Origin of the sequence: Novosphingobium sp. 63-713, from assembly GCF_001898925.1 — a bacterium.
Taxonomy (GTDB): domain Bacteria; phylum Pseudomonadota; class Alphaproteobacteria; order Sphingomonadales; family Sphingomonadaceae; genus Novosphingobium.
Genome location: NZ_MKVS01000023.1, coordinates 62711 through 73977, shown reverse-complemented (window position 1 = coordinate 73977; position 11267 = coordinate 62711). Strand labels below are relative to the sequence as shown.

General features: G+C 62.1%; 10 protein-coding genes and 1 pseudogene. 3 read left to right on the top strand and 8 right to left on the bottom strand.

Annotated elements, in window-relative coordinates; genetic code table 11:
- Positions 1 to 2: 2 nt before the first annotated feature.
- From BGP00_RS10555 to BGP00_RS10525, 7 genes and pseudogenes are all read right to left on the bottom strand, one after another.
- The gene (locus BGP00_RS10555; RefSeq protein ID WP_081659631.1) at positions 3 to 170 is read right to left on the bottom strand and encodes a DUF1289 domain-containing protein; all 168 of its coding nucleotides are present in this window, start codon (positions 168 to 170) and stop codon (positions 3 to 5) included.
- Between the two features lie 25 nt (positions 171 to 195).
- The gene (gene dmeF / locus BGP00_RS10550) at positions 196 to 1119 is read right to left on the bottom strand and encodes a CDF family Co(II)/Ni(II) efflux transporter DmeF (protein WP_021243460.1); all 924 of its coding nucleotides are present in this window, start codon (positions 1117 to 1119) and stop codon (positions 196 to 198) included.
- A gap of 10 nt (positions 1120 to 1129) precedes the next feature.
- Positions 1130 to 1405: a metal-sensing transcriptional repressor gene (locus BGP00_RS10545; protein ID WP_021243461.1), complete on the bottom strand. Its 276-nt coding sequence runs from the start codon at positions 1403 to 1405 to the stop codon at positions 1130 to 1132.
- A gap of 102 nt (positions 1406 to 1507) precedes the next feature.
- The gene (locus BGP00_RS10540) at positions 1508 to 2719 is read right to left on the bottom strand and encodes a tyrosine-type recombinase/integrase (RefSeq protein WP_292693511.1); all 1212 of its coding nucleotides are present in this window, start codon (positions 2717 to 2719) and stop codon (positions 1508 to 1510) included.
- A 2-nt stretch (positions 2720 to 2721) separates the two neighbouring features.
- Positions 2722 to 3972, bottom strand: coding sequence for a hypothetical protein (locus BGP00_RS10535; protein WP_107394499.1), 1251 nt, complete (start codon positions 3970 to 3972; stop codon positions 2722 to 2724).
- Between the two features lie 79 nt (positions 3973 to 4051).
- Positions 4052 to 7043: pseudogene (locus BGP00_RS10530) on the bottom strand (Tn3 family transposase).
- 4 nt (positions 7044 to 7047) lie between these two features.
- A complete protein-coding gene (locus BGP00_RS10525) occupies positions 7048 to 7632 on the bottom strand; it encodes a recombinase family protein (protein ID WP_126053394.1) in 585 nt (194 codons plus the stop codon).
- A 187-nt stretch (positions 7633 to 7819) separates the two neighbouring features.
- Between BGP00_RS10525 and BGP00_RS10520 the strand changes: the two genes are divergently transcribed.
- The 3 genes from BGP00_RS10520 (at position 7820) to BGP00_RS10510 (ending at position 10593) form a co-directional block, all read left to right on the top strand.
- Entirely contained in the window at positions 7820 to 8263 is a 444-nt protein-coding gene (locus BGP00_RS10520; protein WP_149524051.1) for an acetyltransferase, read from the top strand.
- Positions 8264 to 9083: 820 nt separating this feature from the next.
- Positions 9084 to 9509: a DUF736 family protein gene (locus BGP00_RS10515; protein WP_292693503.1), complete on the top strand. Its 426-nt coding sequence runs from the start codon at positions 9084 to 9086 to the stop codon at positions 9507 to 9509.
- 112 nt (positions 9510 to 9621) lie between these two features.
- Positions 9622 to 10593, top strand: a complete 972-nt coding sequence (locus BGP00_RS10510) for an SLOG family protein (RefSeq protein WP_292693500.1) — start codon at positions 9622 to 9624, stop codon at positions 10591 to 10593.
- Positions 10594 to 10822: 229 nt separating this feature from the next.
- Here the strand turns inward: BGP00_RS10510 and BGP00_RS10505 are convergent, their stop codons facing one another.
- Positions 10823 to 11128 (bottom strand): hypothetical protein, encoded by a 306-nt coding sequence (locus tag BGP00_RS10505; protein WP_292693497.1) that lies wholly within the window; start codon positions 11126 to 11128, stop codon positions 10823 to 10825.
- Between the last annotated feature and the right edge of the window lie 139 nt (positions 11129 to 11267).

The window sequence follows — 11267 nt, the reverse complement described above, 5'->3', positions numbered from 1 at the left end:
GCTCATTTCTGCAACTCGCGACCCGCCAGTTTCGCGAGCCGGCGCGGAAGATCGGCAGCAATCTTGCGTTGCTGTTGAGGCTGCGCCTTCTTCCATGCCCGGCATTCGGGTTTGGACCTACCGCACCCTCGACACCACCCGGTCGTGCCATCGAAACGGCACAGGTCTATGCACGGCGACTTAACAGCAACCTCGTCAGTGGCATTCGACTGTTAGGTGCTTCAACTCATGGACCGGCACGAGCCGGTCGCGGATCACGCCTGCATTGATCCCCGCACTGCCGACCACTCCGACGATGGCGGCATGGGCCTCGGGACCGACACGCCAGACATGCAGATCGGCAATACGCACATCGCCTGGCCCTTCAACGAGATCCTGTATTTCCTCGGCAACATGGCTGTCGGTCGAGTCGAGGAGGACTGAGGCGGTATCTCGCATCAGGCTCCAGGACCAGCGGGCGATTACGACGGCTCCCACGATCCCCATGACGGGGTCCATCCACACCCAGCCAAGGTAGCGGCCTGCCAGAAGGGCCGCGATTGCCAATACCGATGTGAGAGCGTCGGCGAGGACATGCACATAAGCCGAGCGGAGATTGTTGTCGCCGCCATGGGCATGATGGTCGTGGGCATGATCGTCATGCCCATGATGGTGGTGGTGGCTGCCCGACAGCAGGAAGGCGCTGAGGATATTCACGCCAAGCCCAACGACGGCAATCAGGGTCGCCTCGCCGAAGGCAACCTTTATGGGCTCGAACAGCCGAAGGATCGATTCAATCCCGATCCCCAGGGCGATCAGGCCCAGCACCAGCGCCGAGGCGAAGCCCGCCAAGTCGCCGACCTTGCCTGTTCCGAAGCTGAACCGCCGGTTCGATGCATGCTGCTTGGCATAAGCATAAGCAATCGCTGCGACACTCAACGCGCCAGCATGCGTTGCCATATGGAAGCCATCGGCCAGCAGCGCCATCGATCCGGTGACATAGCCGGCGAAAATCTCGCCGATCATCATCACAGCCGTCAGCACCACCACCCACAGCGTCCGACGAGCGTTGTCGTCGTGAGAGGCCCCCAGATACACATGGTCGTGCACAAAGGCGTCAATATCGCGGGACGTCGTCATGATCTCAGCCTTATTTCGCGTAGCGGCGTATGACCGCGATCAATTCGTCTGCTCCCGCGGCACGATCTTCGGCCGTGAGGTCGGGGTCCGCCACATGGGCTCGGACATGCTCTTCAATAATCTCGTCCATCAGCCCGTTCATGGCGCCGCGCGCCGCTGCAACGAGATGCAGAGTCGTCGTGCAATCGGCGTTGGCGGTCAGCGCTTTCTCGATCGCCGTGACCTGCCCGGCGATACGTCGCACGCGCTTCAGGAGCTCATCACTGCCTTCGGTCAAATGTCCCATAGCATACCCCCCTACCCTATCTCGTTGGTGATAGCCAGAGCAGTCTCAGGCCCCGGAGCCGCCTAGGCGAGTTCGCGATTGGACAGATAGTCGGCTTACCAGTCAGGCCAATTTATTGAGCAAACGCCCGGCTGCGCCCGCCTCGGCAGCAAGATTGCGATTGTAGGCAAGCGGCATGCGCGGGCTCTTCCAGCGCAGCGCATCCATGATTCCGGCGAGATCCTCGCCGCTTACGAACAGGTCCTGGTTGAGCCCCACGCGTGTCGAATGCGCGCTGACCCCCTTGAGCAGTCGCGCGAGATCGTCGGCGGTGAGATCGCTCAGAGCCCCGCGATCGAACGCCCGCTGGATGTTCGACCGGTAGATCGGTCCGATCGACCCGGGATGCAGGGCAACACTGCCGACATCAAACTCCAACCGGGCCGGCACCGCCGGCTTAGAGAGCGTCTTGCGTAGATCCCAGGTTTCGCGGCTTGAGATACTATCGATTCGACGCCCCTTCACCGCTGCTCGCGCCTTGTAGCGCCGCACCTGGACGCGGCGAAACAGCGGACCAGAGGATATCCCTGCGGATTGCGTCCAGGCCGCAATCGCGCGCACCGAGCGCGGCGACAGGTACGCGGTCGCCCCCTCCCCTTCCTGGTCGCCCTTGCTGCGCTGTATCGTGAGAAGCCGCGCCTCGGGATCGAGCGCCTCGACAATGTGCTCAACCGCGATCGCCACCAACTCGGAGGCGCGCAGCCCCGTATCATAGGCAACCGACAGCAGCGCGCGATCGCGCAGTCCCGGCAGATCGTCGGGGCAGGCCTCGAGCAACGCCCGCACGTTCAGCCCTCGCGGTGCCTCGCGCTCCACATCACGGACCGGCCCCTTGAAGCGCAGCGGCCGTGCCTGGACCTGCGCCGTCCCCTTCTCGCGCCGGATCGCCCGGAGCCGCAGCTTGACCAGCTCGGTCTGCGTCGGATCCTTCAGATCGAGAAGCTGGTGGATCTTCGCGATCGACGCCTTGTAGCGGCCGAGCGAAGCCGGTTTGGCCCCCTTCCCCGCCCTTGCGTCGAGATAGTCAGCCACGAGTTCGGGGGTCGCTGGCAGCGACGCCCTGTGCGAGCACCGACACCAAAGATCGAACGCCTCCAGATCGGATTTGAGGGCGCGGATGCTGTGGGGCGAGGAGGCGGCCTGATAGGCATCGATGAGCGCCTTGTTGACGGTGATCGTCTGGCCGGCCCCAAGCTTCGTCACTTCCCATGCCAGATCGACCCCCGATCCCGATGGCGGGTCCGTCACTGGGCTTATGGCGGGCAGTTGTTCCACGCTCAGGGCCTCGACTGTTCGATGATCTGGTCGTGGGTGAACGGCTCCATGCCGTAAGCCGCGGCCAGGCCGTTGAAGGCCGCGACGGCGACGCGCTGGAGTTCCTCTACCCCGATCGACGTTAGCGTTGCATCGTACTCGTAGGAGTCCTCAACCGCCGCGTGGCCTTCGTCATTGAACTGGAACGGGCCGCGCGGCCACCAGCTGTCCCTGATGTCGGTGACGCCGAGCCGGACATGGATCGGCAGCGAACCACCATGGGCGAGCACCAGCGCGCAGTTCCGCTCCAGAAAATGGAGCCAGCGCTGGTAGAAATAGCCGGTCGACAGGGTGAGCCGCTCTTCATCTCGCTGAAACAGGAACCCCCCGCCCACGCCCCAGATTTCGCCGGTCTTCTCGAACCACTGGGTCAAGGCGACCGTGGGATCGACGCCCTCCTCCGCTGTGCCTGGCCAGTAGACCATCGCTCCGCCCTTGCTGATTCCGAAATTGAGCGCGTTGGGCTGTGCCAGCAGCGCCGGATGCCCCTCACTGCCAGCCAGAGCTTGCTTTGCTCCCGGCTTCGCCGCCCATTTCGACGGAATGATCCGCGCATAGCCCGCGAAGTGCGGCTTCCACCGCAGCTTCGTCGTGCCGTGCATCGGATTGGTCACCGTCTGCACTTCGGACCGATCAAACCAGACGTCGGCATCACCCGGGAAATGCGACTGCCAGGGAATGGCTTCTGGCGGCAGCGGGGGAAGTTCGTCCAATGAGGCCTTCAACGCGCCCGCGAGCTGCTTTGCCAATTCTCCGCGCACGCGGCGTAGCTCGGTCGTATCGGCGCCAACCGGCAGGTGAAACGCGATCGGTCCGCGCCTACCCCGCATGTCGAACGGCAGCTTGTCGAGCGTGGCGCCCTCGAACGCGGTGTTCCAGACCTGGATGACGCGGTGCTCGCTCAGCGCTCGGTTCGCATAGCCCATCTCGAGGAGGACGTTCGGGTTCGCGCAGGCTTTGCCGCTCTCGGACACGGCGATCGGCGTGACGTCCCCGACGAAGACCGCCGCCTCGTCGATCTTGCGAAGAATGGTTGCGACGATATCGGGCGTGCCGGCGACCCCTTGCGTGTCCGAGGTCAGGCTCGGTCGATCGGCCTCTTCGACGTCGGCCGACAACATCATGATCGCGGCGTCGAGCGCGAAACGGACGACCTCGCGCGTGACCCGGCTGTCGAGATCGCTCTGCCATGACCAGAAAACCGTCTTTTCCACGCGTGAAGCCCCTGCCCGGTCTGAGCTGCTTGTACCGTACCTTATAGGGGGCGTCACATAAAACGGGCACAGATATACGCTAAGCCTTTTGGGGCACGGTAGCGCCGATCTTTTGGCGCAGCGGCCGTAGCGTGCCGGTCGTTAAGTCATGATCCGTCCAAAGGTAATCGCCGGTCAGATTGATGTGTTGCCAGCCCAGCGGTGACAGATGTTGGAGAAATTCGGCCGGGATTTCCTTTCCTTGCTGCTCCATATGGCGAAGCACCGCCTCGAGGTAGGTCGTGTTCCAGAGGACAATGGCTCCAGCCACCAGATTGAGCGCGGACGCTCGGTGTCCTTGAGCCTGTAGCCCATGGTCGCGTATCCGGCCGGTGCGGTGAAAGAAGATCGCGCGCTTGAGGGCGTTCTGCGCCTCGCCCTTGTTCAGTTCGCGCGTAGCACGGCGCCGTTCTTCCGGCTTTTCGATCCAGTCTAGGGTGAAAAGCGTCCGTTCAACCCGGCCTATCTCGCGTAGCGCCAGCGCCAGGCCGTTGGCGCGCGGATATGAACCAAGGCGCTCGAGCATGGTGGAGGCACTCGTGACTCCGGTCCGGATAGATGTTGCGAGGCGGACGATGTCTTCCCAGTGGCTAGCGATGAGCTGTTCATCAATGGCTTGCGCGGCCATCGGGGCTATGGTCGGCCCTGGCCGCGCATCGCGGAACAAGTGGAGGCGCCGGGCGGCGATATTGGGAATTCGCGGTGCGAACTGGAACCCCAGCAAATGGCAGAGCGCGAAAACATGGTCGGAAATGCCGCCGCCATCGGTATGGTGGCGTTCAATCGCGAGTTCGGCACCATGATGCAGCAGGCCGTCAAGGACGTGGGCTGCCTCGCTCGCACCGGCGGAAATAACCTTGGCATGAAACGGCGCATAGCGATCCGAGACGTGAGTATAGAAGGATACCGAAGGTTCACTGCCCTTGTGGGGATTGACAGAACCGGTCGCCTGCGCGCGGCGATCAAGTGGAAAGTTCTGGCCATCGGAACTCGACACATTTCCATCGCCGAACACATTTGACAGCGTCATGCGATGCTGAGCATCGGCCAACATCGCCAAGGCGGCGCCGTAGCTGTCTTCGCGTAAATGCCATGCCGCAAGCCAACCGAGTTGGCGCTGGCTCACCAAATCGCAGGCCTCTGCCATGCGGGCGTGGCCGAGATTGGTGGCGTCGGCAAGAACCGCTGTCAGGACAGTGCGGGGATCATCATGTACGCGGCCCGTGGTGAGATGGGTAAAGCATTTCGAGAAGCCGGTCCAACGATCAACCTCCGCCAGCAGGTCAGTAATGCGGATGGCCGGCAAATGGCCATACAAGGGAGAGAGTGCCCTTTCGGCTTCCTCCGGTGTGATGGCTCGAAGTGGCGATATCCGCAGCTTGCCGCCTGAAAAGTGCACATCTTCGAGCGCGTCCGCTTCCACCTTTGCGTCCACCTCGGCCAGCCTTCGGGAAAGGAGCGCCTTGCGCTCCTCGAGCCAGACTGCGACCGTATCGGCGACCGGGACAGGCAATGGACCAGCGGCCCTCATAGCAGTGAACACCGGGGTGGAGATAAGTTGCTGCTCCACGGCTCTGTATCGCCGGCTGCCTTCGACCCACACGTCACCCGCTCGCAAGCGGTCCCGCAACTCGGCGAGGACACAGAACTCGAAAATACGGCGATCAAGACCGGCTCGGCCAATCCGTCGCCGCCATGCCGGTCGGACGAAACCAAGCGCGGCATCTGCTGGTAGCTTGCGCAGGCGGCCACTTCCGAGATCGCGCATTGTCGCGATGGCTCGAGCAAGACCCACACAGGCAGGCACCGCACCGAAGGTGAAGCTTGCGACGAAGGCCGGACCGATCTGTCGCAGGATCGGCAGGTTCGATCGCGCGAGTTCGACGGGATCGAGCGGATCGGGACGGACAAGTCGCTTGGCTTCCTCGATCTCGGAACCGAGATCGTCCCATCCGATAACCTCTTCAATGGCGCTGAGAGGATCTGCACCGCTGTCCCTTGCATCAATGATCGCAGTTCCGAGACGGGCCAGCAGACGAATTTTGCCATTGATGGTGCGTTTGTCGCGCTTCAGCGCAGCCTCTTCCCGGCGCTCGGCACGCCGGAACATCTGTCCGATCAAACGTTCGAACATCATCACGGCATCGTCAGTCAGGGCGATCTGCATTTCGGCAACGGTGGCAGCCAGAATGGCCCGGCAGAATGGCCCGGCGACGGATCGGGTTCAGGACGGATAGATGTTGCGCAGTGAGCCGCACGCCCTCCTGATTAAGGCGCCGCAGTCGTTCTGGATGGACTGGGGCTACAACTTCAGGCTCCAAGCCGATTGCCCGCAATGTGGACAATCGCTCGAGAATTTCCGCGAAGGCACGTCGTCCCGGTCTACCGGGTGGTTGGCGGATCCAGGCAAGAATGCTGATGCGGCCTGCATTGTGCTGCAGCAGCAGCGAGTCCAGCAGGCCGCATTGCACTGAAGTCAGACTTCCCGTCAGCAGGTTGCCCACGTTCCGCTCGGCATCTAACAGAGCTTTGCTCACCATGCGTTCCAGGGACGTGATACCGAGCACGATTATCTGCCGGCGGCGGAATTCTTCCATCAGGATCCGCGCGAGATCGATTCCACCGGTCATGGTCAGTGCGATCGGCAAGAGCCAAGCCTGCAGTTCTGCATGGATCGGACGGCTCAATTGCCGGAAACCGAATACCTCGCGCAGCGTATCGAGTTGCTCATACCGGGTGGGACCACGCGTGGCATAATCGGCAAGCGCGTCCGGCTCGACGCCGAGCTGGTCCCCGACGAACCTGAGAGGAGCATCAGGGATGAATTCGCCGGGTTTCAGCAATCGGCCAGGATATCGCAAGGCGCAGAGCTGCAGCGCAAAACCGAGGCGGTTGTGGGGACGCCTCCGGCTCGTGATGACGCGCAGATCTGCGGAACTGAGCGTCCAGTATCGCACCAGATCTGGCTCGCTCTCCGGCAAGGCGAACAACTCGGCGTGTTGCGCCTCGGTCAGAACAGAGCGGCGGGGCATCGGGTCAGGCCTTGACCGGTCCCGTCCAGCCAATGCGATCGAGCGTGCCGATGAGGGTCGATCGCGGCACCTTGAATGATCGGCACACCGACGCCTTGCTTGCGCCGGCATCGAGGGCTGCCGTGATCTGCTCGATCGTTTCCGCGTCAATGCTGGGCGGCCGGCCCCCGCGCCGGCCCCGTCGTCGAGCTGCGACCAAGCCTGCCATCACCCGCTCACGCGTGAGCGCGCGTTCATATTGGGCGAGCGCGCCGAAGAGCGAAAACAGCAATTCACCATGGGGCGTGCTTGTGTCCATCTGCTCCGTTAGCGATCGGAAGGCCACACCTCGATTTTTCAGATCGGTTATGATCGCCAGAAGATTGGTCAATGATCGCCCGAGACGGTCGAGTTTCCAAACGACCAAGGTGTCGCCGGCCTTCAGGAATTCGAGGCAAGCCTTCAGGCCGGGACGATCATCCCGGGCGCCCGATGCCTTGTCGGAATAGAGATGGCGCTCATCGACACCTGCGGCGAGGAGGGCATCGCGTTGAAGGTCAACCGACTGACGGTCATCGACCGATGAGACACGCATGTACCCGATGAGCATGTGCGACAAACCCTGAAATTGATGTTGTCGCGCACTAGATCAAAGCGACAGGGTTTGTCGTGCAAAATCAACCATGGTTGTCGAGGCGTAGCCTGGTTGCGATGCTACCCTGTCGGAAAACATGTGGTTTCCGGCAGAGTAAGGCTCCTGCTGGTGGATAAATCATGTTCCAGTTAATGAGGGGGCCATGTTGACGATCAGAAAATCAAATGTGGGCGATGGACCTCGCGTCATGCAGATTTGGCGAGAAGCGGTTGATGCGACACATGACTTCCTTGATCCGAAGGATCGTGATGCCATCGAGCAGGAGTTGTCCCAGTTTCTGCCAACTGCCCCCCTATGGCTCGCAATTGATAAGGCAAGCAGAACGGTAGGATTCATGCTGTTGGATGGCTCGCACATGGAAGCCTTGTTCATTGATCCTGCCAGTAGAGGGCAAGGCGTAGGGCGTTCATTAGTCGAACATGCCTGTTCCTTATATTCCGTCATTTCGACGGACGTAAATGAACAGAATTCAGCGGCAGCCGGATTCTATCGCCGCCTTGGATTTATCCCTACCGGACGATCAGAAATGGACGGTCAAGGGCGACCTTATCCGCTTATCCATTTGCAGCGGCTACCAAGCGTTTAGGCCGTTCTTGCACGGAAATCAGGTGTTTTCCGACGCTCTCAGGCCTTAGCGTATATCTGTGCCCGTTTTATGTGACGCCCCCTATCCGCTGCAAGCCAACCCGCAGACTGGAGGCCGAGAAGTATTTTAATGATCGGAAGGTGCGGCCGGTCAAGCTGATCGACGGAATAACTTCCCGTTTAATCATCACGGACGCCCAAGTGAGCGCGACGCCGAAAGCAACCGTGCTAGCCCGCACTGCCGAATTTAGGCCTCCACCATTGCCTCGCTCCGCCAGCCCTCCAAGCATCACCGGCCGATCCCGTCCGCTGATGCGTCCCCTCGCGCGCAAGCTTGATCCTCCCCTCCTTCGCGTCCTTGCAGGATCCCGGCGTCGCATACGGCGGCGCCAGTTCAAAAGCTGCCTCCCGCCAGGTTCCGCTAGCCCCCTTCGCGCCGACCGGCTTTTGGTCCGCCCAGCGGACGGCCGGCGCAAAGCGGGCAAGCTCCTCCAAAGGCGGCAGCGCGACGCCTTTTGAGCCGGCAGGCCGCTCGCATGCTTCTTGGGACCTGCGACGGCGGCTCCGGAGGTGATGATCAAGCGGGCCAGACCATCGCGCTCCGGGACCAGTAAAGAATGGCCCGGTGGGGCCATGACATGATGCCGGGGCGCGCTACCGCGCGCATGTCTGTGCTCCGGCTCACCATAGGCGATCTGGTAAAGTGTCAAGAAAACAACGAGATAGACCGATTTGACCACAGGCGGTAATAAGTAATCACCAAGAGGGAAACGCCCCTTGGAGCCAAGAACGGCTTAGCCTGACAAGTAAAGGATAGTATTATGGCCAACATCGGTTTCCTCAACGCTGACCAGCGCGGTTCTTTCATCGGCAAGATCGAAACGCTTGCTTTCACCAATGTGATTGCTCTCCGCCCCGTCCAGAGCAGCAACCCCAACGCGCCCAAATTCGACATGATGGCCCGTTCGGCGGCCAACAGCTGGATCAAAATCGGTGCAGTTTTTGAGCAGGTGGCGCGCACCAGCGGCGAGGTGTTCTATCAGGGCCGGATTGACGATCCCAGCATGGCCAAGCCGATGGACGTTGCCCTCTTCCGCAATGAGGAAGGCGGTTACAACGTGGCATGGACCCGCCGCCGCACCCGTCAGGAATTGCCGAGCGGGCGCGAGGGTGAAGAAGCCACCATGCCCGCAAACGTGGATGATGGGCTGGGCGAAAGCACCGCTGACAACCAAGTCATGCATTGATCGCTTTGGAGTGGGGGAAGCGTGGATGGCGCTCCCCCACGACAACAGAAGATTGCCAATGTTGCTGCCCTATCCTGCCCCATGAGCGCCGGATCTTTCAAGGGAAATTGCCATGACGAGGTTTGACGGCTTTGCCGATTTCAACGAGCATTACGACAGTCTGACCACGGCGGAGAATTTCGCCGGAGCCTTTGCGGGTGAACTCGAGCGCGCCCAGCTTTCGGTCCACGAGGAGCCCACCACCGCCGACATGCCCGACCCGGAAGCCGCGCGCCTTTGCACCCAGCAAATGGTGGCCGATCTGTTCGCGCTGATGGGGGATACCCGGCTTGCCCCGCTGGCCTCGCGCATCGCCTGGGGCATGGTCAATTCCTTTCACAAGGTGGCCCAGCACATCTCCCGCGAAGAGGACGATGCAGCCCGCGCCCTTGGCGAACTGGCCCGCATTCAGGACCCTTCAGAAATCCACGCGCTCGAAGTCGAGGAGAAGCAGCGCCATTGCCAATCCCTGAGCGAAGCGCTGGCCGCCATCGAGTGTATGCGCGACCATGCGGCAGAAATCTATCGCGTCGAAACCGGCAAGCCATGGTCGGCCACCAGCGGGAGCCGCACCTCGCGCGCGCTCACCGCCTCGCAGATTGAAGCGCGCGATTTTCTCGCCGCCCGCGCGCAGTCGCGCCGCGAGGCCCACGCCCCGACCGGGCCGGTGGTGGTGGTGTCGGGCGGGTCTGGATGGCTTGCCCACGAACCGCTCTGGCAGCGCCTCGACCTGATCCGTGAGCGCGTGCCCCATATGACCTTGGCCACCACGGCCCAGCGTTCGGGAACCGATGCCATCGCCGCCGCATGGGCCGCAAGCCGGGGCGTTCCGATTGTCGCCTTTCGCCTGAACCGCGCCAAGGGAAACAGCGCGGGTTTTGATCGCAATCGCCAGCTTGTCGCCCTCTCGCCTGTCGAAGCAATCATCTGCGAAGGATCGGGCTTGCAGGTCAATCTTGCCCAGCGTTGCCGCGAGGCGGGCGTGCCCCTCACCATCTTTCGCGCCGCGCAATTTGCCCAAGTGGAAGCAAGCAAGGCCGCATAACGCGGCCTGCCGACCGGCACAGGCCGGTCGGCATTTGTCATTGTGGATCGATGGGAGGGGACGCAGCGCCGAGGGCAAAATGAGAGCAGTTTTTCATCGGCCTTGTGTGTTGGCGGGCAAAAAAATTGCGCCCCTGTCGGGGCGTGTTCTCGCGCGGGCGGACTCGCGTCCGCCGCATGGCTGCGCCAGCAAAGAGGCAGGCCTCGCGGGTGCTCGGCCTGCCATCTTCTCACCCTTCCTTTGCCAATCGGCGTAACGCCTCGCTGGCGCCCAGGCTGGTGACAGCCGTGGCCAACGCCTTCGCTTCAACCCGGTCCATCGACGGAATCTTCACCCGCTCCAGAGCGGCGAGCAGGAAGCCCCTTCCCGCGTCGAGTGCGGCCTCACGGGCGACCTTTTCCCGCGCGGCCAAAGCGGCCAATTGCGCTTCCAGCTTGGCCTTCTCCGCCGCAATACCGGCCAGATCATTTTCCAGTTTCTTTTGCTGCGCCATGGCGCTCGCCTCCTTGTTCGATGCGTACAGATCGACGTTCAAGGACCGAGGCTCTCGAGCATGGCGCGCATCCCTGACCATACCGGTCCGAGCCTTGGCCGCGGCTCACTCCTCCGCTATCCGGCGCCCCCGTTGAAGCGCTGCTGCGCGATGTGGGATGGCCATCGGCCAGCGTCAAGGC